This window comes from Mycobacterium mantenii (assembly GCF_001667865.1).
Taxonomy (GTDB): domain Bacteria; phylum Actinomycetota; class Actinomycetes; order Mycobacteriales; family Mycobacteriaceae; genus Mycobacterium; species Mycobacterium mantenii_A.
Map to the genome: position 1 here is coordinate 1 of NZ_LZJP01000068.1, position 23,714 is coordinate 23,714.

A 23,714-nucleotide genomic window follows, 5' to 3' on the forward strand; every position below is an offset into this window, starting at 1 on the left:
CGCCGGCGCCTGCGCAGGGGTGGGCGTCATCCACGGGAACTGCGGCGGAGGACTGACGGACGCGGGGCTGCTCAAGTCGATCAGCGGGACGCGCGCCAGCGGATCGTCCAGCGGCAGGCCGTTGATGTTCATCGGCAGGTTGGGTCCGAGCCCTTCGGGGTGCTCGAGGTGTGCGTCGCCCAGCGGCGGCGGCGGTCCGGTCATCGGCGGCAGGTCGACCGGCACGACGCCGGTGGCGTAGGCCGCCGCCCAGCCCAGCACGTTCTGCGCGTAGGGCATCGAGTTGTTGTAGCGCAGGATGGCGGTCAAAACCTGCGACTGCTCGCGCAGGTTGAGTCCGCCGCTGCACAGGTACCGGGCGGCCGCCAGCGTGGCGTCGAAGATGTTCTGGGGATCCGCCACGCCGTCGCCCTTGCCGTCGGAGGCGTAGCGCGCCCAGGTCCCCGGCAGGAACTGCATCGGTCCCATTGCGCGGGCGTAGGTGACGCGGTTGCCGGCGCTGCTCTGGATGATCGTCTCGTTGCCCGGCAGCGTACCGTCCAGGGACGGGCCGTAAATCGGGTTGATCGCGGTGCCGCGTGCGTCGACCGCGCCGCCGCCCGCGTGGCCCGATTCGATGCGCCCGATGCCGGCCAGCAGGTTCCAGCTGACGCCGCAGCCCGGGCCCGGCACGGCCAACTGACCAGGCTCCCCGCCCACACGCCTACACTCGGCGGTGATGTCCCGCCATGACTCTTCTGATTCAGCAGCCGACCTGAACGCGGCTATCCGCACCGCCCTGGGCAAGGTGATCGACCCCGAACTGCGGCGTCCGATCACCGAACTGGGGATGGTCAAGAGCGTCGACACCGAGCCGGACGGCGCGGTGCACGTCGCGATCTACCTCACGACCGCCAGCTGCCCGAAGAAAACCGAGATCAGTGACCGCGTCAGCCAGGCGGTCTCCGACGTGCCGGGTACCGGCGCGGTCAAAGTCACCTTGGACGTGATGAACGACGAGCAGCGCACCGAGCTGCGCAAGCAGTTGCGCGGTGATGCCCGCGAGCCCGTTATCCCCTTCGCGCAACCGAATTCGCTGACGCGGGTCTACGCCGTCGCGTCCGGGAAGGGCGGCGTCGGCAAGTCCACCGTCACGGTCAACCTGGCGGCGGCGATGGCGGCCCGCGGCCTGTCGGTCGGGGTGCTGGACGCCGATATCCACGGCCATTCCATCCCCCGGATGATGGGCACCACCGAGCGGCCCACCCAGGTCGAGTCGATGATCCTGCCGCCCATCGCGCACGAGGTGCGGGTCATCTCCATCGCGCAGTTCACCCAGGGCAACACCCCGGTGGTGTGGCGCGGACCGATGCTGCACCGGGCGCTGCAGCAGTTCCTGGCCGACGTCTATTGGGGCGATCTGGACGTGCTACTGCTCGACCTGCCGCCGGGCACCGGCGACATCGCCATCTCGGTGGCACAGCTGATTCCGAACGCGGAGATCCTGGTGGTGACGACGCCCCAGCTGGCCGCAGCGGAGGTCGCCGAGCGGGCCGGCAGCATCGCGCTGCAGACCCGCCAGCGGGTCGTCGGCGTCGTGGAGAACATGTCGGGGCTCACCCTGCCCGACGGCACCACGCTGCAGGTGTTCGGTGAGGGCGGTGGCCGGCAGGTGGCCGAGCGGCTCTCCCGGGCGGTCGGCGCCGATGTGCCACTGCTGGGCCAGATCCCGCTGGATCCCGAGCTGGTGGCCGCGGGTGATTCCGGCACACCGCTGGTGCTCAGCGCGCCCGATTCGCCGGTGGGCAAGGCGCTGCGCGGGGTCGCCGACAGCTTGTCGTCGCGCAAGCGGGGACTCGCCGGTGTATCGCTCGGGCTCGATCCGACGCGGCGTTAGGTCGCGTCGGCGTCGTACGGCGCCGGGCCGTGCTGCTGCACCGGCTGCGGCGGCTGCTGCGCCGGCGGCGTTGTCTCCGGCTTGGGCGGCGCGCCATTGACGGGCCGGTCGAAGCTGCCGGTCAAGAAGGAGTCGTCGCCGTCCAGCAGATGCTTGGTCAGCGCCGCGCGTGGTGTCATGCCCCGTAGCTTCTGCAGTTCGCTCAGTGGCACGCGCAGATCGTCGAACTCGGGTCCGAGGTCCTCGCGCAGCTGGCTGGTCATCCCGCTGAGGTAGTCACGCGCCTGACGCAGGGCGTTCGACGTCCACCGGATGGCACCCGGCAGCCGCTCCGGCCCCAGGACCACCAGCCCGACCACCACGAGGACGAGCATGTGCTCCCAGCTCAGGCTGCCGAACATCAGCTGCCGTCGGGATCGGGTTTGACGGTCAGCGTGACGTGCCGCCCGTCGCGGACGACCTCGATCGGCGAATCCTGGCCGATGGTCAGCTGGCGCACGGCGACGACGAACTCGTCGGCGTCGGCGACCTTGCGGTTACCGACCTTGACGACGACGTCGTTCTCCAGGATTCCGCCCTTCTGCGCGGGGCTGCCCGCCTTCACGTTGGCCACCTGCGCGCCGGAGGCGATCGCGTTGCTCACCGACCGGGTGCTGACGCCCAGCGTCGGGTGCACGATCTTGCCGTCCTTGATCAGCGTCTGGGCGACCTCTTTGGCCTCGTTGATCGGGATCGCGAAGCCGAGCCCACTTGCGCTGTCGGACAACGACTTACCCGCGGTATCGATGCCGATCACCTGGGAATCCATGTCGATCAGCGGACCACCGGAGTTTCCGTGGTTGATCGAGGCGTCGGTCTGCAGTGCGTCGATCACCGTGTCGGTGTCCGAGCCCTCCCCCGACAGCGGCACCGGTCGGTGCAAGGCGCTGATGATGCCGTGGGTCACGGTGCTGCGCAGTCCCAGCGGTGCACCCGCGGCCAGCACCTCGTCACCCACCCGCACCTTGTCGGAATCGCCGAGGCGCGCCACCGACAGGTTGTCGACGTTGTCGACCTTCAGCACGGCCAGGTCGGTCTTGGGGTCGCGGCCCACCAGGTTCGCGGGCACCTCTTTGCCGTCGTTGAACACCACCGTCGTCTTGAACTGGCTGGGGTTGTTCGCCGCCTCGGAGATGACGTGGTTGTTGGTGACGATGTAGCCGCGGCCGTCGATGACGACGCCGGAGCCCTGCATGCCCTCCTGGTCGCTCTTGGACTCGATGGTCACCACCGCGCCCGCCGTCGCGGCCGCCACCTTGGCGAAGCGGCCGGCCGGGGCTTCGCCGTTGCCGCCGGTCGACAGCGTCACCTTCGAGGTGGTGAACGCCTCGGCGACTTCGGCCGTCTTGCGACCGATGACACCGCCGAGCAGGCCGATGACCAACGCGATCAGCAGCAGGATCAGCAACGCGAGGTAGGACACCTTGCCGCCGAACAACACGTCGCGCACGCCCAGCTTGCCGCCGTAGCCCAGCGCGGTCCCGGACCGCGTCGGGGCCACCGCCGGCGTGCCCAGGGCCGCCGCGGCACCCGGGTCTCGCCAGGGATCGTCGAGCTCGTCGGGCCCCACACCGTCTTTCTCGGCGGCCAGCGCGTTGGCGTCCACCGGGTGGCGCTGCAGCGAGTCGGGGCTACCGTCCGGCCGGTGGAACGCCTCCTGAAGGACCGGGTCGGCCGGACGGCCGCTCGGCCGGAACTCGGCCTGGTCCCGATACTTCTGCGGACGGACCCGTTCGGCCACGAACGACCCCCGCAGCCCGTCGGGACGACCGAACTCCCGGCGCGATGCGGGGTCGACCGGCGGACGCGAGATGGGGCGCGGCGCTAAGCGGTTGCCGCTGTCTTTTGCTTGGTCGGAGGTCACGTTGTCCCTTTTGGATCCTCTACTTGAACGCTCGAGACGGGCCTTTACCGGGCGAAATACGCGGCAGGGGCGTTGTCCGTGTCCACCCTAGTATCCACGGCGCGCCGTTGGTCGGCATGAACGCGCATGCGGGGTGACTGCACGGCGCGGGGCGGATCAATCGCGGGACTATCGGTAAGAAAGCGGCACGCTACCGGCGCCTACGCCGCTCACGGGCGTCGCGGTCGGCGAAACGGTCGGATGACTGCCCGGAAGGGTCGTCGAGCGATTCGAACGGAATGTCAGCGAGCATGCCGAGCAGCGCGCTCGGGATGCGGATTGGGTGCGAGTCGCGGAGCGCCGCGCGCGCCCGGCTCTGGTCGTCGACCTCGGCCGCACACTGGGCGCACAACGACAGGTGGTGTGCGGCCCGCAGGTGAGCGTTCATGCGCAGCTCGCCGTCGACGAACGCCGCGATCGCCTCGACGGACAGGTGCTCGGTAGATCCGAACTGGCGCGGGGCACCGATCGGCGCGTCACTCTGGGAGGCGAACTGAGCGGGGAGCCAGGAGAACGCGCGACGGAACACATGTCCTCGATCGGGCATCACAACTCCTCGCCACTGGATTCTTATTGCCGCCTTATCTCGAATGTAGCGCGAGCGGGCGCCCAATAGCGGGGCGAAGGCCGCAAAAGCCGCTGAATAGCTGCCCGAACGTTAGGCGGGCCCTCCGTCGTCAGGCCGACTGGGCGCGCGATGCGTCGTGATCGGGGTGCGCGGCGAGGTAGTCCCGCAGCGCCTGCCGCCCCCGGTGGATGCGGCTGCGCACGGTGCCCAGCTTGACGCCCAACGTGGCGCCGATCTCCTCGTAGGACAAGCCTTCGATGTCGCACAGGACGACGGCGGCACGGAACTCCGGCGGCAGCGAATCCAGCGCGGCCTGCAGGTCCGGCCCCAGCCGCGAGTCGTGGTAGATCTGCTCGGGGTTGGGTTCGTCGGCGGGGACCCGCTCGTAATCCTCGGGCAGCGCCTCCATCCGGATGCGCGAGCGCCGGCGCACCATGTCCAGGAACAGGTTGGTGGTGATGCGGTGCAGCCACCCTTCGAACGTTCCCGGCTGGTAGTTCTGCACCGACCGGAAGACCCGGATGAAGGTTTCCTGGGTGAGGTCCTCGGCGTCGTGCTGATTGCCGGAGAGCCGGTAGGCCAGCCGGTAGACCCGGTCGGCGTGCTGGCGCACCAGCTCGTCCCAGGACGGCATGGCCGCCTTGTCTCCGGTCGCGTCGAATACCGCGGTCCCCTGCAGCGCGTCGGACGGCTCCACCCACTCGTCGGTGGGGAGCTCCTGCGCGTGAGACATGCTGGACGGGCTGAGAAGCGTGGTGATGATCGAGTCCTCCGAATCCGGCGTGCCTAGCAGCGGCACTTCGTCATTGACGGCAACAGGTAGGTCCCAATCGGTATTCCCGGTCCAATGCCCTCCGCGATCCATAGCGCCTACCGTCGCGTACCGGAGTATGTGCGGTATAGGAACTGTCTGAGCTGAACCTGAGAAACCGTATCGTTACCTGCGCTGTGCAGGAGATATCCACCGCGCTGTGACCTTAAACGCGTGGGGCCCGTTGCGCGTGTCACCACGGCCGGATTCAGGCGCGCCTGCCGGACTGCGCGGCGAAGTGGAATACGCTGCGGGCATGGACGGCACCGACGCAGAAGCCCCCGGCCAGGCAGCGCCCAGCCGGGGCGAGTCACTCTTCGCGCACGCCGAAAGCTCGATATCCGAAGACGCGCTGTTGGCGGCCGCCCGCGAGCGGGCCATGGACATCGGTGCCGGTGCGGTGACGCCGGCGGTCGGGGCGTTGCTGAGCCTGCTCACCAAGCTCAGTGGCGGCAAGGCCATCGCCGAGGTGGGCACCGGCGCGGGCGTCAGCGGGCTGTGGCTGTTGTCCGGCATGAGCGACGACGGCGTCTTGACGACGATCGACATCGAGCCCGAGTATCTGCGGCTGGCCAAGCAGGCGTTCACCGAAGCGGGCATCGGCCCGTCGCGCACCCGGCTGATCGGCGGCCGCGCCCAAGAGGTGCTCACCCGGCTTGCCGACGAGTCCTACGACCTGGTGTTCATCGACGCCGACCCGATCGATCAGCCCGATTACGTCGTCGAGGGCGTTCGGCTGTTGCGCTCCGGCGGCGTAATCGTGGTGCACCGAGCCGCGCTGGGCGGCCGGGCCGGCGATCCGGCCGCCCGCGACGCCGAGGTGGTCGCGGTGCGGGAGGCGGCACGCCTGATCGCCGAGGACGAGCGGCTCACCCCGGCGCTGGTGCCGCTCGGCGACGGGATCCTGGCCGCCGTCCGCGACTGATTCGCGGCGTTTCACGGCTCGCTGACCGTGGCGGCGGTCTCGCGGCGCCGATCACACCTTTATGAATTCTTGATGCGCGCCTTCCTTGACTGCAGGCTGAACGAGCGTTTAGTGTACTGAACATGCGTTCAGCCGACCTGACGGCCGCCGCCCGGATCCGGGATGCGGCCATCGAGCAGTTCGGCGAGCACGGATTCGGCGTCGGACTTCGCACCATCGCCGAATCGGCCGGGGTGAGTGCCGCGCTGGTGATCCACCACTTCGGCTCCAAGGAGGGCCTGCGCAAGGCCTGCGAGGAGTACATCGCCGAGACGATCCGCAACAGCAAATCCGAGGCGCTGCAGTCCAACGACCCAGCCACCTGGTTCGCCCAGATGGCCGAGATCGAGGAGTACGCACCGCTGATGGCGTACCTGGTGCGCAGCATGCAGACCGGCGGGGACCTGGCGAACCTGCTGTGGCGCAGGATGATTGACAACGCCGAGGAATATATGGAAGAGGGCGTGCGTGCCGGGACCATCAAGCCCAGCCGCGACCCCAAGGCCAGGGCGCGTTATTTGGCGATCACCGGCGGCGGCGGCTTCCTTCTCTACATCCAGATGCATGAAACACCAACGGATCTACGTGCGGTGCTGCGCGATTATTCGCGCGACATGGTGCTGCCCGCACTCGAGGTCTACACCGAGGGACTACTGACCGACCGGACCATGTACGACGCGTTCCTGGCCGCCGAAGATCAAGGAGAATCTCATGCCGACTGACAACTCCGCCGGTTCTGCCCCCATCGAGATCCGTGGTTTGGCAAAGAATTTCGGAACGGTGCGGGCACTGGACGGCCTGAACCTCACGGTGCAGCAAGGAGAAGTCCACGGGTTCCTGGGGCCCAACGGCGCCGGTAAGTCGACGACCATTCGCATCCTGCTGGGGCTGGTGAAGGCGGACGGCGGTAGTGTGCGGCTGCTCGGCGGCGACCCGTGGACCCAGGCGGTCGCCCTGCATCGCCAAATCGCCTATGTTCCAGGCGATGTGACGCTGTGGCCGTCACTGACCGGTGGGGAGACCATCGACCTGCTGGCCCGCATGCGGGGCGGCATCGACAAGAAGCGTCGCGCCGATCTGATCGAACGCTTCGACCTGGACCCGCATAAGCGGGCGCGCACGTATTCGAAGGGCAACCGCCAGAAGGTCTCGCTGATTTCGGCATTCTCGTCGCACGCCAGCCTGCTGCTCCTGGATGAGCCGAGCAGCGGCCTGGACCCGTTGATGGAGAACGTGTTTCAGCAATGCGTGGCGGAGGCCCGCGACCGGGGCACGACGGTGTTGCTGTCCAGCCACATCCTGGCCGAAACGGAGGCGTTGTGCGAACGGGTGACGATCATCCGGGCCGGCAGGACCATCGAAAGCGGTTCGCTGGACTCCATGCGCCATCTGAGCCGCACCTCGATCAAGGCCGAAATTACCGGCGACCCGGGTGATCTCACGCGTATCAAAGGCGTCGAGGACGTCAGCGTCGAGGGCAACACCCTGCGCGCCCAGGTCGACAGCGAAAGCCTGGGCGAGCTCATCCGCGTGCTCGGCGATGCCGGAGTGCGCAGTCTCGTCAGCCAACCGCCGACCCTCGAAGAGCTTTTCCTGCGCCACTATGACACCTCGGGCGGCGACGGCTGGCACGGACGCGATGCGGAAAAGGTCTCGCTGTCATGAGCACGACCACACTGGACCGACCGTTCGCATCGGAATCGCCGGCGCCGCTTCGCGGTTCGAACTTCGCCGGAACACTCGCGATGCTGCGGCTCTACCTGCGCCGCGACCGGGTCTCGATGCCGCTGTGGGTGCTGCTGCTGTCGGTGCCGCTGGCCACGGTGTACGTGGGGAGCATCGAGAAGGTCTACCCCACCGCGGCCGCTCGCGGCGGGTTCGCGGCTTCCATCATGGCCAGCCCGGCCCAGCGCGCCCTGTACGGCCAGGTGTACAACGACAGCCTCGGCGCCGTGGGCATTTGGAAAGCCGGGATGTTCCACGTGCTGATCGCCGTGGCCGTCATCCTCACGGTGATCCGGCACACCCGCGCCGACGAGGAGAACGGGCGGACCGAGTTGGTGGACTCGACCGCGATCGGCCGCTACGCCAGCCTGAGCGCGGCGCTGCTGCTGTCGTTCGGAGCCTCGATTGCCACCGGCGCGATCGGCGCCGCCGGCCTGTTGAGCACCGACGTCCCGGCCGCCGGGTCGCTGGCGTTCGGGGCTGCGCTGGCCTGCTCTGGCCTGGTGTTCACCGCCGTCGCCGCGGTGACCGCGCAGTTGTCGCCGAGCGCCCGCTTCGCCCGCGGCGCCGCGTTCGCCGTCCTGGGCGCCGCGTTCACCCTGCGTGCCGTCGGCGACGCCGGTGACGGCACGCTGTCATGGCTCTCCCCGCTCGGCTGGTCGCTGCAGGTCAAACCCTATGCGGGCGATCGCTGGTGGGTGCTGCTGCTGCACCTGGCGACGACGGTCGTGTTGACCGTGCTGGCGTATCGGTTGCTCGCCGGCCGCGACGTCGGCGCCGGGCTCGTCGCGGAGCGGCCCGGCCCCGCAAGCGCCGCACCGGCGCTGGGCAGCGCCCTCGGGCTGACGTGGCGGCTGGACCGCGCCGCGCTGCTGCTGTGGACCGTGGGATTGTGCCTGTATGGCCTGCTGATCGGCAGCGTGGTGCACGGTATCGGCGACGAACTGGGCGGCAGCGGCGTGGCGCGCGACATCGTGGCACGGATGGGCGGCACCAGCGCCCTCGAGGAAGCGTTCATCGCCGTCGCGTTCGCCATGATGGGCATGGTGGCCGCCGCGTTCGCCGTCTCGCTCACGCTGCGATTGCACCAGGAGGAAACCGGCCAGCGAGCCGAAACGGTGCTGGCCGGTGCCGTGTCCCGAACCCGTTGGCTGGCAAGCCATTTGGTGACCGCGCTCGCCGGATCCGCGGCGGCGATGCTGGCCAGCGGGGTGACCGCCGGTGTGGTCTACGGCGTCGCGGCCGGCGATCTCGGTGCCAAGCTGCCGATGGTCGTCGCAAGCGCGGCCGTCCAACTGCCCGCCGTCTGGCTGCTGTCGGCCGTGACGGTCTGCGTGTTCGGCGTCGCACCGCGGCTGGCGCCGGTGGCCTGGGGCGTGCTGATCGGCTTCGTCGCCCTGTATTTGATCGGGTCGTTGGCCGGGTTTTCGCAGTGGTTGCTCGACCTGGAACCCTTCGCACACGTTCCGCGGATCGGCGCCGATTTCACCGTCATACCACTGTTATGGCTACTGGCCATCGACGTAGGGTTGATGATTCTGGGCATGATGGCTTTTCGGCGCCGCGATCTTCGCTGCTAGGAGCGTGATGAAAAAGACCGCAATCCAAGTGACAGCGACATCCGTCTGGGGCATCCTCTCCTGGATCCTGATCCTCCTGCTGCCGGCCGGCACGCTGCACTACTGGCAGGCGTGGCTCTTCATCGCCGTGTTCACGGTGGCGACCCTGGTCCCCACCATCTACCTGGCCCGCAACAATCCCGCGGCCCTGCAGCGCCGCATGCGCGCGGGCCCGCGGGCCGAACCCCGGAAGGCTCAGCAGCTCATCATCACCGGCTCGTTCGTGGGCCTGTTCGCGACGATGGTGTTCAGCGCGTTCGATCACCGGTTCGGGTGGTCGTCGGTGCCGGCGTGGCTATCGGTGCTCGGCGACGTGCTGGTGGGGACGGGACTCGGAATCGCCATGCTGGTGATCATCCAGAACAGCTATGCCGCCGCCACGGTCAGGGTGGAAGAGGGCCAGACGGTCGTATCCGGTGGTCTCTATCAGTTCGTGCGCCATCCGATGTATGTGGGAAATGTGATCATGATGATCGGTATCCCGCTGGCGCTCGGCTCTTACTGGGGACTGCTCTTCATCGTCCCCGGCACCCTGCTGCTCACTCTGCGCATCCTCGACGAGGAAAAGCTGCTCACCCGGGAATTACCCGGCTACCGCGAATACGCCGAGCGCGTGCGCTCCCGGCTGGTGCCCTACATCTGGTAGCCGGCCGACCGGCCGCTTAGGGTATGGGCGTGGTGCACACTCGGCCACCGGCCCTGGACCGCCCGTGGCGGCGCCCCGGCGCGCTGCGGTACGCGTTGACCAGGATCCGCGGCATCGCCAATCCGCCCGTCTCGGTCACCGACCCACCCGCCGGCCTGCACGTCGAGCGCGACGTGGCCGTCGCCACCCGCGACGGAACGCTGTTGCGGATCAACGTCTTTCGCGCAGGCGACGACGGGACGCGAACACCCCGGCCGGTCATTCTGAGCATTCACCCGTACGGCAAGGACGACCTGCCGACGCGGCGCGGCAACAAGACGACGTTCTCGAAGCAGTACCGCATGATTCGCCAGCCGCAACCGGTGGCCTTTTCCACCCTGACCGGTTGGGAGGCACCGGATCCGGCGTGGTGGACCGCGCACGGCTTCGTGGTGGTCAATGCCGACTCCCGCGGCTGCGGCCATTCGGATGGCACCGGAAACCTGTTGTCCCGCGAGGAAGCCGAGGACACCTACGACCTGGTGCAGTGGATCGCCGGGCAGCCGTGGAGCGACGGCAACGTGGTCATGCTCGGGGTGTCCTACCTGGCGATCAGCCAGTACGCCGTGGCCGCCCTGCAGCCCCCCGCACTGCGGGCGATCTGCCCCTGGGAAGGCTTCACCGACGCCTACCGCGACCTGATGTTCCCGGGTGGCGTTCACGAGACCGGGTTCAGCCGATTGTGGTCGCGCAACCTGAGTCGCGACACCCGGCAAAGCTACGACCTCGCACGGATGCAGGACGAGCACCCGCTGCGCGACGAGTTCTGGCGTTCCGTGGCGCCCGACCTGTCGGCGATCAAGGTGCCGATGCTGGTCTGCGGGAGCTTCTCCGACAACAATCTGCACAGCCGCGGATCGATCAGGGCGTTCGTCCACAGCGGCTCCGATCACGCCCGGCTGTACACCCACCGCGGCGGCAAGTGGACGACCTTCTACTCCGAAGCGGCGCTGACCGAGCAGCTGAGGTTCTTCCGGGACGTGCTGGACGGCGCCCCGGCATCCCGCAGTGTGCGCCTGGAAGTACGCGAGGACCGCGACACCGTCGCCGCGGTGCGCGAAGAAGCCGAATGGCCGCTGGCCCACACCCGTTGGCGCCCACTGTATCTGGGCGAAGCTGGCACGCTGACGCCCGAGCAGCCCGAGACTTCCGGCCACATCGAATTCGAAACGCATTCCAGCGCAGCATCTTTCACCTGGACCGCTCCCGAAGACGTCGAACTGACCGGCCCGATGGTGGCTCGGTTGTGGGTCGAGCTGAGTGGCTGCGACGACGCGAACCTGTTCGTCGGCGTGGAAAAGTGGCGCTGGGGCCGGTTCAAGGGCCGGTTCGTCGGCTTCGAGGGGTCCTACGGGTACGGGCGTGATCGGGTGACCACCGGGTGGCAGCGCGTCGCGCTGCGCGCCCTGGATCCCGAGCAGTCCCGGCCGGCCGAGCCCGTCATCACGGGCACCGATCCACGGCCGCTCTCGGCCGGCGAGTTGGCCCTGGTCGAGGTGGAACTGGGTCCGTCTGCGACGTTGTTCCGCGCCGGCGAGCAGTTGCGGCTGGTGGTCGCCGGGCGCTGGTTGTCTCCGAGAAACCCTCTCACCGGACAGTTTCCGGCCAGGTACCAGGGTTCGCCACGCGGTCGCGTCATTCTGCACTGGGGCCCGCAGCGCGGGGCGCACCTGCTGATCCCGGAGATCCCGCGCTAGATCCAGACGCCCTTGCCCACCGCGACCACACCGCCGCCGCTGATCGCGAAGCGCTCCCGGTCCTTTTCCAGATCGACACCGACCATCTCGCCCGGTCCGACGACGACGTTCTTGTCCAGGATCGCGTGGCGCACCACCGCACCGCGGCCGACACGGGCGCCGGGCATGATCACGCTGCCCTCGACGATCGCCCCGTCGTCGACCACCACGTTGGACGACAGTACCGAGTTGCGCACCGAGGCCGCCGAGATGATGCTGCCCGCACCCACCACGGACTCCTGCGCGGAACCGCCGTTGACGAACTTTGCCGGCGCCAGGTTCTCCGACTCGCCGCGGATCGGCCAGCGCTTGTTGTACAGGTTGAACACCGGATGCACCGACACCAGGTCCATGTGCGCGTCGTAGAACGCGTCCAGCGTCCCCACGTCACGCCAGTAGGCCCGGTCACGATCGGTGGCGCCGGGCACCTCGTTGTCGTTGAAGTCGTACACCGCGGCCATCCCGTCATCGACCAGTCGCGGGATGATGTCACCGCCCATGTCGTGATCGGAGTGGTCGTCGTCGGCGTCCGCGCGGATCGCGTCGATGAGCACCTTGGTGGTGAAGATGTAGTTGCCCATCGACACGAACGTCGCCTCGGGATCATCCGGGGTCCCCGGCGGATCCAGTGGCTTCTCCACGAACTTGCGGATGCGGCCCGACTCGTCGGAGTCGATGCAGCCGAACGCGGTGGCTTCGCTGCGCGGCACCCGGATGCCGGCCACCGTCGCACCGGCGCCACTGTCGATGTGGAACCGGACCATCTGCTCGGGGTCCATCCGGTACACGTGATCGGCACCGAAAACCACTATGTAGTCGGGGTCTTCGTCATAGATCAGATTGAGCGACTGGTAGATCGCGTCGGCCGAACCGGTGTACCAGCGCGGGCCGAGGCGCTGCTGCGCGGGCACCGGCGTGATGTACTCACCGGCCAGGCCGGACAACCGCCAGTTCTGCGAAATGTGACGGTCGAGTGAATGCGACTTGTACTGGGTGAGAACGCAGATCCTCAGATACCGGGCATTGACGAGGTTGGACAGCACGAAGTCGATCAGCCGATAGGCGCCGCCGAAGGGAACAGCGGGCTTGGCGCGGTCCGCGGTCAGCGGATACAGCCGCTTGCCCTCACCGCCGGCCAGGACGATGCCCAGCACGTGTGGCGCTTCCCTCATGGTTCAAACCTATCGGCCGTCGCGAAACGCTGCCAGAGGGACCGCGCTATTAGGGTGTTCTGTGCGGCTGTCCGTCAAGGTATTTGGCTGCGCACCCCGCAGAGATCGCCGCCGATTGTGGCCAACCCGACTCGCGGCGGCCCTCGTCCGCAAACTACCGTGCGGGTATGCGGGTGGCGATGATGACGCGGGAATACCCACCGGAGGTCTACGGCGGAGCGGGAGTACACGTCACCGAACTCGTCGCCCAGCTGCGCCGGCTGTGTGCGGTCGACGTGCATTGCATGGGCGCACCGCGCCCGGGCGCCCAGGGAGTGCAGGTGCACCAACCCGACCCGCGGCTGCAGGGCGCCAACGCGGCGATGTCGACGCTGTCCGCCGACCTGTTGATGGCCAACGCGGCATCGGCGGCCAGCGTGGTGCATTCACACACCTGGTACTCCGGCATGGCCGGGCACCTGGCCGCGCTGCTCTACGGCGTCCCGCACGTCCTGACCGCCCATTCGCTCGAACCGCTGCGCCCGTGGAAGGCCGAGCAACTCGGTGGGGGCTACCGGATCTCGAGCTGGGTGGAGCAGACCGCGGTGCTGGCCGCGGACGCCGTCATCGCGGTCAGCTCCGCGATGCGCGAGGACATCCTGCGCGTCTACCCCACACTGGATCCCAGCGTCGTGCATGTCATCCGCAACGGCGTCGACACCGACGTCTGGTACCCGTCGGGGCCGGTGCAAGCCGGATCGATGCTGACCGAACTCGGCGTCGACTCGGCCCGGCCCATCGTGGTGTTCGTGGGTCGGATCACGCGGCAGAAGGGGCTGGCGCACCTGGTGGCCGCCGCGCACCGGTTCAGCCCCGAGGCGCAGGTGGTGTTGTGCGCCGGTGCGCCCGACACCCCGGAGATTGCCGAAGAGATCCGCGACGCCGTGGGCGCCCTGGCCCGCAGCCGCACGGGTGTGTTCTGGATCCGCGAGATGCTGCCCATCGGGGAATTACGCGAAATCTTGTCGGCGGCATCCGTTTTCGTATGCCCGTCGGTGTACGAGCCGCTGGGCATCGTGAATCTGGAGGCGATGGCCTGCTCGGCCGCGGTGGTGGCCTCCGATGTCGGCGGCATCCCGGAGGTGGTCGCCGACGGGGTCACCGGAACGCTGGTGCATTACGACCCCGACGATGCGGGGGGATATCAGGCCGGGCTGGCCGAGGCGGTCAACGAGCTGATCGCCGACCGCGATAAAGCGCAGCGCTACGGCGAGGCAGGACGCCAGCGCTGCGTCGAGGAGTTCTCCTGGGCCCACGTCGCCGAGCAGACTCTGGAGATCTATCGGAAGGTGTGTGCGTAGTCCCGCCGTCTTCGTTCGGCGGCAAGCCCTAGGTGGAGCTTGTGACGCCCTTGAGTTCGTCACCAAGGGCAGCGGCCTCGTCTGGAGTCAGCTCGACGACCAGTCGACCGCCTCCTTCAAGTGGTACCCGCATCACGATGCCGCGCCCCTCCTTCGTCGCTTCCAGAGGACCGTCTCCGGTCCGGGGCTTCATCGCCGCCATCGAGTGCTCCCTCCAGATTCGAGCTGGCCCGCCCGTACGGACCTGGTCGGCGCCGAGCATGCCCCGCCAGCGAACTTCAAGCCATGCCCGGCATCGAACTGCGTTATCACCCCTCCATTGTTCCCTATCCAGGTCACCACTTGTACAAAGACCCACATGTGTGTGCTCAGCGGGCCGCCGCGGGCACCCAGCAACCGCGGATATGGTCATCGACCATGCCGGTTGCCTGCATCAGCGCATAGGCGGTGGTCGGCCCCACGAAGCGGAACCCACGCCGCTTGAGGTCACGCGCCATGGCCTTCGATTCGTCAGTGGCCGAGGGGATTTGGGATGCGTCGGCCGGCCGGGCCCGCGGCGACGGCGCATACGACCACAGCAGGGCCGCCAGGTCCGCGGGCGTTCCCAGTTCAGCGGCGGCGCGCGCGTTGGCGATCGTCGCCTCAATCTTGGCGCGGTTGCGGACGATTCCCTGATCCGCCATCAGCCGCCGCACGTCGGCCTCGGTGTACTCGGCGACCTCGGTGATGTCGAAGCCGGCGAACGCGCGCCGGAAATTCTCCCGTTTCCGCAGGATGATCAGCCACGACAGGCCACTTTGAAAGGCCTCCAGGCTCATCCGCTCGAACAACGCGACCCCGTCGCGCACCGGTTGGCCCCATTCCCGGTCGTGGTAGTCACGGTAGAGCTCGAAATCGGGTCCGGGCCGCACGGTCGCCCAACTGCAGCGAACCAACTCGTCTTCACTCACACTGAGTCCTGACGATCCTCGCCCTCGTCGGGTTCCCCGGATTCGCCCTCGATCTCCTGCCCGGCGGCCGGCGAGGCGTGCACCGCGGCCAGCTGGCCGCGCAGCGCCTCGAGCTCACGAGCGAGCCGGTCCAGCACCCAGTCCACTTCACTGGTTTTGTAACCACGAAGCACCTGGGTGAACTTGACGGCGTCGACGTCGGAACCGGTCACCCCGAACGCCGGCAGCACCGTCGCCGTCGTGCCGCGAGGCAGGGGCGGCAGCTGCTCGCCGCGACCGAACAACAGGCTGGCTGCGCCGAACAGGACGATCGCCACCAGCACCAGAACCACCAGGTACAGCAACACCAACGCCACGTGATCGATACTGCCCTATGCCGCCGACACGGCGACGGTCAGCGGGGCCGCACCGTATTCATCGGCGGGCGGTCCTGCAGCGACACCGGCGAGGTGTGGGGTGTGTAGCCGTCCTCGTCGGCGACGAACTGCGTGAGCCCGACGCCGGAGTCGGGAATCCCGCAGCGCGACAGCAGCGTCGCGATGACCTGACGGCTCATCGCGCCCAGTTCGCCCAGCGGCCGGTTGCGGTGCGCCCGCATCCCCAGGTTGACCTGCGCGATCGCATCCAGGCCCAACCGGTCGAAGGTGTCGATCAGCAGGCCGATCTCCACGCCGTAGCCGGGCGCGAACGGCACCGACGTCAGCAGTTCGCGGCTGGCCGCGTACTCGCCGCCCAGCGGCTGCAACACGCAGCCCAGCTCGGGCCGCAGCGCCGCCAACAACGGCCTGGCCGCCAGCTCGGTGACGCGCCCGCCGCCGGTGGGTGCCACACCACTGCCCACCTCACACCCGTCGCCCACCTCGCTGACCTTCAGCGGCCGCCGGTAGAAGCTTTTGACCAGGTGGACACCGTCGGCCAGCAGCAGCGGGCCGACCAGCCACGGCACGAACATCGGGTGCGGGTTGAGCAGGTCGGAGTCGACGAACACCACGATGTCGCCGCTGGTGGCCGCCAGCGAGCGCCACAGCGCCTCGCCCTTGCCGGGCCGGGTCGGCACCTCGGGCAGCGCCTGCTCCCGGCTTACGACCCGGGCCCCGGCCGCAATCGCCCGGATCTCGGTGTCGTCGGTGGAGCCGGAGTCCAGCACGATCAGCTCGTCGACCAATCCGTCGACCAGCGGCGAAATGCTGTCGACCACCGACGCGACGGTCTCTTCCTCGTCGAGAGCCGGCAGCACCACCGAAATGGTTCGGCCGCCCTTGGCCTCTTCGAGTTGCTGCAGGGTCCACCCCGGACGACTCGAGCTGCGGTTGGACAGCCAAACATCGCCCGGCCGGGCGGCGAGCATGCCGTCGCTGGCGAGATCGCCGGCGACCAGGTCCGATGTCGTCATGCCAGGCCCCTCACCGTGCGCGTAGGCGGGCGTGTTCCCTGGATGGAGGCCACCATTTCCAGCACCCGGCGGGTGGCCGCGACCTCGTGCACGCGGAACATGCGCGCGCCGGCGGCGGCCGCCAGCGCGGTGGCCGCCAACGTTCCCTCGAGCCGCTCGGTCAGTTCCACACCCAGAGTCTCCCCGACGAAGTCCTTGTTACTCAAAGCCATGAGCACGGGCCATCCGGTATTAACAAGATCGCCCACGTGGCGCAACAACAGCAGCCCGTGGAACGTGTTCTTGCCGAAGTCGTGGGTCGGGTCGATCAGCACCCGGTCGCGGGCCACTCCGCACGCGACCGCCCGCTCGGCGGCCGCGGTGACCTGGGCGATGACATCGTCGACCACGCCGCGGGTGGTGGTCCCGTAGTTCACCCGGAACGGGCGGGTCCGCGGCTGCGCGTTGCCGGTGTGCGAACACACCAGGCCCGCCCCGAACTCGGCGGCCACCTCCGGCAACGCCGGGTCGATGCCGCCCCAGGTGTCGTTGATCAAATCCGCGCCGGCCGCGCAGGCCACCTTGGCGACCTCGGAGCGCCAGGTGTCGGCGCTGATCAGCTGGTCCGGGTAGGCGTCGCGCAGCCATTCGATAAACGGCACCAGCCGGGCGATCTCGGTGTCGGCGTCGACCTCCTGACCGGGCCCGGCCTTGACGCCGCCGATGTCGATGACGTCGGCACCGTCGGCGACCGCCCGATGCACCGCCGCCCGGGCGGCCTCGTCGCTGAACGTCGCGCCCCTGTCGTAGAACGAGTCCGGGGTGCGGTTGACGATCGCCATGATCAGCGCGCGATCGCCCGCCACCGGGCGGCCGCACAGCATCGACCGGCCGGTCGAGGCCGGCGGTGTCGATCGGCCGGCTGACGCCGGCGGTGTCGATCGGCCGGCCGATGCCGGCGGTGTCGATTGCACACGTATATGGTGCCCGGTCGCCGCCGCCCGCGCGGCCCGGGGACCGCAGACGCAGGCCAGGCCACCGCGTGGCGACCGGAACACGCCGCCCGGGCTTCGCTGTCGGCCGTCACCCGCCGCTCGAGCGTGCGGCCAGCCGCACCGTGGACGCCGAGTGTGCGGCCAGCCGCACCGTTGGCGTCATGCGGGCACCCGCGCTCAGGGGCGTTTGCCGTCGGCCACCTCGGCCGGGTACTCGTCGTAGTACGGCACGTAGCCCTCGTCGCGCCCGGCCAGCACGTACAGCGGGTCCTCGACATCGGGGCCGTAGGCTTGGTCGCGCAGTTCCACCTTGCGGCTCTTGAAGGTCGTGGTCTGCTCGATCGACTCCACCACGCGCACGAACAGCGGCAACGCGTAGACGGGAAGCTGGTCGTACACGGCACGGGCCAACGACCGTCCGTCGAACTCGGCGCCATCACGCAGTTTGACCGCGGCCATCCCGGCGCGGCCGCCGGTGCGTGGCACCTCGACCCCGAATACCGTGCAGTTCTCCACGGATTCGTCGGACGCCAGCGCCGCCTCGACCTCCGTGGTGGCCACGTTCTCGCCCTTCCAGCGGAAGGTGTCACCGAGCCGGTCGACGAACGCGGCGTGGCCCAGACCCTGCGGGCTCATCACGTCGCCCGTGTTGAACCAGCAGTCGCCCTCACGAAAAGCGTTGCGCACCAACTTCTTTTCGCTTGACTCCTGGTCGGTGTAGCCGTCAAACGGCTGCAGTCGGTTGACCGGGCTGAGCAACAAACCCGGCTCTCCGGCCGGTACCCGACGGACCCGCCCGTTGTCATCACGCACCGGGGCGCCGGTTTCGTGGTCGTACTCGACGTAGGCCAGCGGCATCGGAAAGATGCCGGTGGAGCGGGGCACGTTGAAGATGTTGATGAACGCCGCGTTGCCCTCGCTGGAGGCGTAGAACTCGCAGACCCGGGCGATGCCGAATCGCTTGGTGAACTCGTCCCAGATCTCCGGGCGCAGCCCGTTTCCGGCGATCAGCCGCACCTTGTGCGCGCGGTCGGTCGGCTTGGCCGGCTGGTTGAGCAGGTACCTGCACACCTCGCCGATGTAGATGAACGCCGTGGCCTCGTTGGCGATCACCTCGTCCCAGAACTTCGACGCCGAGAACGACTTGCCCAACGCCAGCGTCGCCCCCGAATTGATCACCGACGACAGCGCCACCGTCAGCGCGTTGTTGTGATACAGCGGAAGGCAGCAGTAGAGCGTGTCGGAACTCTTGAGCCGCAACCCGATGCCGCCGAACGCCGCGAGCGCCTTGAGCCACCGCAGGTGCGTCATGATGCTGGCCTTGGGGAAACCCGTTGTGCCCGAAGTGAAGATGTAGAACGCGGTGTCCCTGGCGTGCACGGCCGAGGCCGAGGCGGGGTTGGTGGCAGGAGCGCTCACCGCGAACCGCTCCAGGTCCTCGACGGTTATCGTCTCGGTGCTGCCCGAGCCGCCACACTCGGCCACCGCGCTCACCAGATCGGCCTCGGCGATGAGCACCTTGGCGTCCAGCAGGCCAAGGCTGTGCTTGAGCACCTCGCCGCGCTGGTGGTAGTTGAGCATGCCGGCGACCGCCCCGCACTTGACCGCGGCCAGCATGGCCAGGACGGTGTTGGGTGAGTTTCGCAGCATGATCGCGACGACGTCGCCTTGCCCGACGCCGCGCGCGGCCAGCACGGCGGCGTATCTATTGGCGGCCGCGTTGGCGTCGCGGTAGGTCAGTTGCTGATCGCCCATCCGCAGGAAGATCCGGTCGCCGAAGCGGGCGGCGCGCTCCTGGAACACCGTGCCGATCGATTTCTTGGAGCCCGGCTGGGCCAGCAGCCCGGTCATCGCGCCGCGCGCGATCACCGGCAGGTCGGCCAGCACGGCCGGCACCCGTAAGGCGATGTCGGTCAGTTTGACCGCCGTGCGCGCTCCCCCGTCACGATCGGACACGTCATTCCCTCGATTCGTTTCCCAAAGTCAAGCTCGGCGGACAGCCTAGTAGGGGTGGCAAACCCGGCGGCGGCCTCAGGCGGGTGCGCACGCCTTTATCGCGGCACTCACCTTGTCGACCAGCACCAATCGGTCCATCGCCAGCTGGGAGACGTAACCGCTGTCCAGCAATCCGCACAGCCAGATCCACAGACCTTCGTAGTGACCGAAGGGATCCAGCAGCACGATGGGCTTGCCGTGCAGGCCGAGGAAGGCCGTCGTCCACGCGTCAAGCAACTCGTCGAGGGTGCCGATGCCGCCCGGCAACACGATGAACGCGTCGGCGCGGTCTTCCATGAGCTTCTTGCGTTCGTGCATGGTGTCGCTGACGACCAGCTCGTCGGCGTCCGCGTCGGCAATCTCGCGGCGCATCAAAACCTTGGGGATGACGCCGACCGTGCGGCCGCCGCGGGCGCGCGCCGCGCTGGCCAACGCACCCATCGCCGACACCCGGCCACCGCCCCACACCAGCGTCCAACCGCGTTCGGCGATCGCCTCGCCGAGTTCCGCAGCGACGCCGAGCAATTCGGGATGCTGCGGGCCGGATGCGCAGTACACACACACCGACCACTCGCCTGATGAATCGCGTTCGCCGGGCATATCCGCAAAGGTAGACCAACCGCATATGGCCCGTCATATCTGGGGCTTTCGCCCTGCCGCCCGGATCGCGCACCATAAAATTCGGCAGTGCCGATTCGATGGAACGTCCCCCAACATGCGACGGCCTCAGAGCGACTGGATGCGGCGCTGGCCGACGGCGCGCGCGGAGCCGTGGTGTTGGGACCCGACGGCGTCGGCAAATCCACCCTGGCCCGGGTGGCCGCCGAGCGCTTCGCCGATCGGCACCCGGACACGCGCGTCCGGTGGGTCACCGGGACCCCGACCGAGCGCGTGGTCCCGTTCGGGGCCTTCAGCCATCTGGTGGAGATCGCCGAGATCGGCAAGCCGGCCGCGCTGTTGCGGGCCGCCCGGGCATCGCTGGGCGGTGACGAGCTGCTGCTCGTCGTCGACGACGCCCAGCACCTGGACGTGCTGTCGGCCACGCTCGTGTACCAACTGGCGCGGGACGGCGCCGGACGGCTGATCGTCACAGCCCGCGCGGGCTCGCCGCCCGAGGCGATCGCGGCGCTGTGGGGCGATGGCCTGCTCACCCGGATCGACGTCGAGCCGCCCGGCGGGGCGACCGCGCCGGCGGAGATCGAGGAGTTTCTCGCCGAGCTGCCCCCGGCGGCGCGGTCGGTGCTGGAGTATCTCGCGGTCGCGGAGCCCCTTTCGGTCGCCGACCTGACCGCGCTCACCGGCGAGGGCGCGGTGGCCGACGCGGTCGCCTGGGGTGCGGCGGAAACCCGGGTGCGGGGCGGGACCTCCGACGACCCGGTCGTCTATACCGCCCACCCGCTGTTCGCCGAGCGGACTCGGGTGGGACTCGACCCCGACGACGCCCGGCGGCGACGCACCGACCTGGTCAAGTTGCTGTCGCAGCGTTCGCCGGAACATCTCAGCGACCGGCTGCGGCTGGTGAGTTTGGCGTTGGACAGCGACGCTCCCCCGCGGGGAGCCGACGTTGTCGCCGCTGCCCAGCAGGCGCTGCGGCTGGGCGACCTGGCGCTGGGCGAACGGCTGGCCCGATCCGCGCTGCAGCGGTCCGGCGGGTTGACGGCGCGGCTGGCGCTGGCGCATGCCCTGGCGTGGCAGGGCCGGGGCCGCGAGGCCGATGCCGTGCTGGCCGACGTCGACTCGACGGCGCTGACCGACGCCGCCCTGATGGACTGGGCTCTGCTGCGGGCGGCCAACCAGTTCTGGATGCTGAGCGAACCCGAGCGCGCCACCGCGTTTCTGCGGACCGTGCGCAATCGGGTCACCGATACCGGCCCGCGGACCACCCTCGACGCGCTCAGCGCAACCTTCGCGATGAACGCGGGCAATGTCGGACACGCCGTGAAGGTCGCCGGCGAAGTCCTGGCATCGCCGGCCGCGGATGACCAGGCGGTGGCCTGGGCGGCCAGTGCGGCCGCGTTGTGTGCGGCGCGCGAGGGCCGGTTCGACGACGTCGAACCGTTGGCGCAGCGCGCCTTGGGCGCCGAACATCCCGGGCTGCTGCGCTTCACGATCGGGCTGGGTCAAACCACCGCGCTGTTGATGGCCGGCCGGCCCGAGCATGCCCGCCGGCTCGCCCAGCAGTTCACCGACTTCGCCGAGCTGCAACAGCCGGGCCGGGCGATCGGCGAGGTGCTACTGGCGCATGTGCTGCTTGCCGCCGGTGAATTCTCTTCCGCGGCAGCGCTATTGGCGCCCGCCGCCGCCACCTTGGAGCGCACCGGTTACTCGTGGGGGCCGCTGTCGCTGACGCTGCTGGCCACAGCGCTGGCCCAGCGGGGCGATACCGCCGCCGCGGCAAAAGCGTTGAGCAGGGCCGAATCCCGGCACGGCACCAAGTCGGCGTTGTTCGCGCCCGAGCTAGGCGTGGCGCGGGCCTGGCGGCTGGCCTTGGTACGGGACACGCACGGCGCGGTGGCCGCCGCGCGCGACGCCGCCCGGATGGCCGAACGCGGCGGGCAGCGAGGCGTGGCGCTGCGGGTCTGGCACGAGGCCGTGCGGCTGGGCGACGGCCGGGCCGCCGATCCGCTGGCCCGGCTCTGTAACGAGATCGACTGCGTCGCAGGCAGAATCGCGCTGCAGCATGCTCGCGCGCTGGCCGCCGGCGATGATGCGGCGCTGCGGACGGTGTCCGACGAGCTGACGTCGATCGGCATGCATGCGGCCGCCGCCGATGCCGCCGCGCAGGCGCAACGGTGCGGGGCCGGTAACGTTTAGCCGCTCAGGTAACCGCGCAGCACGTCTACCGCGGCGGTGATGTCGGCGACCGCGACCCGCTCGTCGCGCTTGTGCGCCAGATTGGGATCACCGGGCCCGAAGTTGACGGCCGGTATGCCCAGCGCGGCGAACCGCGCCACGTCGGTCCAGCCGTATTTGGCCCGAACGTTGCCGCCGGCGGCCTCGACTAGAGCCTTGGCGGCGGGTTGGGACAGTCCGGGCAACGCACCCGCCGCCGCGTCGGTCTGTTCGATGTGCACGTCGAGCCCGGCGAGCACGTCGTGCACGTGTTGCAGGGCATCGGGCAGCGACCGGTCGGGCGCGAAACGGAAGTTGATCGTCACCGCGGCGGCGTCCGGAATGACGTTGCCCGCCACACCGCCGTCGATGCGCACGGCCGACAGGCCCTCGCGGTAGACGCAGCCGTCGATGTCGACGCTGCGTGCCTGGTAGGCGGCCAGCCGCTCCAGCACGGCGCCGAGTTTGTGAATGGCGTTGTCTCCCAACCAGGATCGCGCCGAATGGGCACGGGTCCCGGTGGCGCTGACCACCACCCGCAGCGTGCCCTGACAGCCCGCTTCGATGTAGCCGCCGGTGGGCTCGCCCAAGATGGCCACATCCGCGGACAGCCAGTCCGTCAACTCGCGTTCGATGCGGCCCAATCCGTTTGCGGCGGCCTCGATTTCCTCGCAGTCGTACATCACCAGCGTCAGATCGTGCACCGGCTCGGCCACGGTGGCGGCGAGATGCAGAAAGACCGCGTCCCCGGATTTCATGTCCGCCGTGCCGCAGCCGTACAGGTCGCCGTTTTCGCGGCGGCTGGGCAGGTTTCCGGCCACCGGCACGGTGTCCAGGTGTCCGGCCAGCAGCACCCGCGACGGCCGCCGGTGGTGGGTGCGCGCCAGCACCGCGTTTCCGTTCCGGACGATCTCGAACCCGGAGGTCTGCGCCCGCAGCGCGGCCTCGACCTCGTCGGCCAGCCGCGCTTCGCCCCTCGATTCGCTGGGGATGTCCACCAGCGCCGCGGTCAGCGCGATCGGATCGCCGCGTAAGTCCAGCACGGTCTCAGGGTAGTGGCGATCGCCAGCGCGGCGGAGCCGGGCGCAGCGGATCGCCACCATCGGGTCCGTGGCGATCGCCAGCGCGGCGG

Annotated in this window: 22 protein-coding genes and 1 pseudogene; 9 read left to right on the forward strand and 14 right to left on the reverse strand. The window is 69.0% G+C overall.

The genetic code is table 11. The features are described from left to right. A pseudogene (locus A5688_RS10910) lies at window positions 1-669 on the reverse strand (lytic transglycosylase domain-containing protein); the annotation flags it as partial. A gap of 49 nt (window positions 670-718) precedes the next feature. Between A5688_RS10910 and A5688_RS10915 the strand changes: the two are divergent. Further along, window positions 719-1,876 (forward strand): Mrp/NBP35 family ATP-binding protein, encoded by a 1,158-nt coding sequence (locus A5688_RS10915; RefSeq protein ID WP_120312522.1) that lies wholly within the window; start codon window positions 719-721, stop codon window positions 1,874-1,876. Here A5688_RS10915 and tatB read toward each other — a convergent pair. From tatB to sigE, 4 genes are all read right to left on the reverse strand, one after another. Then, complete coding sequence (gene tatB / locus A5688_RS10920; RefSeq protein ID WP_067914547.1) at window positions 1,873-2,277, reverse strand: Sec-independent protein translocase protein TatB; 405 nt, start codon at window positions 2,275-2,277, stop codon at window positions 1,873-1,875. The two genes, A5688_RS10915 and tatB, sit on opposite strands and share 4 nt — an antisense overlap. Then, window positions 2,277-3,779, reverse strand: coding sequence for a serine protease HtrA (gene htrA / locus A5688_RS10925; RefSeq protein WP_067835817.1), 1,503 nt, complete (start codon window positions 3,777-3,779; stop codon window positions 2,277-2,279). Before htrA ends, tatB begins: the two co-directional genes overlap by 1 nt. A gap of 190 nt (window positions 3,780-3,969) precedes the next feature. After that, window positions 3,970-4,365: an anti-sigma E factor RseA gene (gene rseA, locus A5688_RS10930; RefSeq protein ID WP_067914549.1), complete on the reverse strand. Its 396-nt coding sequence runs from the start codon at window positions 4,363-4,365 to the stop codon at window positions 3,970-3,972. A 130-nt stretch (window positions 4,366-4,495) separates the two neighbouring features. Beyond that, window positions 4,496-5,251: an RNA polymerase sigma factor SigE gene (gene sigE, locus A5688_RS10935; RefSeq protein WP_067835813.1), complete on the reverse strand. Its 756-nt coding sequence runs from the start codon at window positions 5,249-5,251 to the stop codon at window positions 4,496-4,498. Between the two features lie 202 nt (window positions 5,252-5,453). Between sigE and A5688_RS10940 the strand changes: the two genes are divergently transcribed. The 6 genes from A5688_RS10940 to A5688_RS10965 all read left to right on the forward strand — a co-directional run bounded on the left by A5688_RS10940 (window position 5,454) and on the right by A5688_RS10965 (window position 11,887). Beyond that, complete coding sequence (locus A5688_RS10940) at window positions 5,454-6,122, forward strand: O-methyltransferase (RefSeq protein WP_067835811.1); 669 nt, start codon at window positions 5,454-5,456, stop codon at window positions 6,120-6,122. 122 nt (window positions 6,123-6,244) lie between these two features. After that, entirely contained in the window at window positions 6,245-6,883 is a 639-nt protein-coding gene (locus A5688_RS10945) for a TetR/AcrR family transcriptional regulator (RefSeq protein WP_067835810.1), read from the forward strand. After that, complete coding sequence (locus A5688_RS10950) at window positions 6,873-7,826, forward strand: ABC transporter ATP-binding protein (protein ID WP_067835809.1); 954 nt, start codon at window positions 6,873-6,875, stop codon at window positions 7,824-7,826. The genes A5688_RS10945 and A5688_RS10950 overlap by 11 nt, the downstream gene beginning before the upstream one ends. Next, window positions 7,823-9,466, forward strand: a complete 1,644-nt coding sequence (locus tag A5688_RS10955) for an ABC transporter permease (protein WP_120312127.1) — start codon at window positions 7,823-7,825, stop codon at window positions 9,464-9,466. Before A5688_RS10950 ends, A5688_RS10955 begins: the two co-directional genes overlap by 4 nt. A gap of 7 nt (window positions 9,467-9,473) precedes the next feature. Further along, on the forward strand, window positions 9,474-10,151 hold the full coding sequence (locus A5688_RS10960) for a methyltransferase family protein (RefSeq protein WP_067914551.1): 678 nt from the start codon (window positions 9,474-9,476) through the stop codon (window positions 10,149-10,151). 29 nt (window positions 10,152-10,180) lie between these two features. Beyond that, on the forward strand, window positions 10,181-11,887 hold the full coding sequence (locus A5688_RS10965; RefSeq protein WP_242660401.1) for a CocE/NonD family hydrolase: 1,707 nt from the start codon (window positions 10,181-10,183) through the stop codon (window positions 11,885-11,887). On the opposite strand, the gene glgC is transcribed toward A5688_RS10965, so the two are convergent. Then, complete coding sequence (gene glgC / locus A5688_RS10970) at window positions 11,884-13,098, reverse strand: glucose-1-phosphate adenylyltransferase (RefSeq protein WP_067835802.1); 1,215 nt, start codon at window positions 13,096-13,098, stop codon at window positions 11,884-11,886. The two genes, A5688_RS10965 and glgC, sit on opposite strands and share 4 nt — an antisense overlap. Before the next feature lie 167 nt (window positions 13,099-13,265). Between glgC and glgA the strand changes: the two genes are divergently transcribed. Further along, the gene (gene glgA, locus A5688_RS10975) at window positions 13,266-14,438 is read left to right on the forward strand and encodes a glycogen synthase (protein WP_067914553.1); all 1,173 of its coding nucleotides are present in this window, start codon (window positions 13,266-13,268) and stop codon (window positions 14,436-14,438) included. A gap of 28 nt (window positions 14,439-14,466) precedes the next feature. Here the strand turns inward: glgA and A5688_RS10980 are convergent, their stop codons facing one another. The 7 genes from A5688_RS10980 to A5688_RS11010 form a co-directional block, all read right to left on the reverse strand. Then, window positions 14,467-14,640, reverse strand: coding sequence for a DUF3117 domain-containing protein (locus tag A5688_RS10980; protein WP_066995255.1), 174 nt, complete (start codon window positions 14,638-14,640; stop codon window positions 14,467-14,469). Between the two features lie 166 nt (window positions 14,641-14,806). Then, window positions 14,807-15,388 carry a DNA-3-methyladenine glycosylase I gene (locus tag A5688_RS10985; protein WP_067835798.1) on the reverse strand — a complete coding sequence of 194 codons (582 nt, stop codon included), beginning with the start codon at window positions 15,386-15,388 and terminating at the stop codon, window positions 14,807-14,809. Beyond that, window positions 15,385-15,744 carry a DivIVA domain-containing protein gene (locus A5688_RS10990; RefSeq protein ID WP_067835796.1) on the reverse strand — a complete coding sequence of 120 codons (360 nt, stop codon included), beginning with the start codon at window positions 15,742-15,744 and terminating at the stop codon, window positions 15,385-15,387. Before A5688_RS10990 ends, A5688_RS10985 begins: the two co-directional genes overlap by 4 nt. 38 nt (window positions 15,745-15,782) lie before the next feature. After that, a complete protein-coding gene (locus tag A5688_RS10995; protein WP_067914554.1) occupies window positions 15,783-16,781 on the reverse strand; it encodes a glucosyl-3-phosphoglycerate synthase in 999 nt (332 codons plus the stop codon). Continuing rightward, window positions 16,778-17,734: a dihydropteroate synthase gene (gene folP / locus A5688_RS11000; protein ID WP_120312521.1), complete on the reverse strand. Its 957-nt coding sequence runs from the start codon at window positions 17,732-17,734 to the stop codon at window positions 16,778-16,780. Before folP ends, A5688_RS10995 begins: the two co-directional genes overlap by 4 nt. Before the next feature lie 198 nt (window positions 17,735-17,932). Then, a complete protein-coding gene (gene fadD6 / locus A5688_RS11005) occupies window positions 17,933-19,711 on the reverse strand; it encodes a long-chain-acyl-CoA synthetase FadD6 (RefSeq protein ID WP_067835792.1) in 1,779 nt (592 codons plus the stop codon). Window positions 19,712-19,786: 75 nt separating this feature from the next. Continuing rightward, window positions 19,787-20,350, reverse strand: a complete 564-nt coding sequence (locus tag A5688_RS11010) for a TIGR00730 family Rossman fold protein (protein ID WP_067835791.1) — start codon at window positions 20,348-20,350, stop codon at window positions 19,787-19,789. Between the two features lie 87 nt (window positions 20,351-20,437). Between A5688_RS11010 and A5688_RS11015 the strand changes: the two genes are divergently transcribed. Next, window positions 20,438-22,564: an AAA family ATPase gene (locus tag A5688_RS11015; protein ID WP_067914556.1), complete on the forward strand. Its 2,127-nt coding sequence runs from the start codon at window positions 20,438-20,440 to the stop codon at window positions 22,562-22,564. Here the strand turns inward: A5688_RS11015 and dapE are convergent. Then, a complete protein-coding gene (gene dapE / locus A5688_RS11020; RefSeq protein ID WP_067835842.1) occupies window positions 22,561-23,625 on the reverse strand; it encodes a succinyl-diaminopimelate desuccinylase in 1,065 nt (354 codons plus the stop codon). The two genes, A5688_RS11015 and dapE, sit on opposite strands and share 4 nt — an antisense overlap. Window positions 23,626-23,714: the final 89 nt, after the last annotated feature.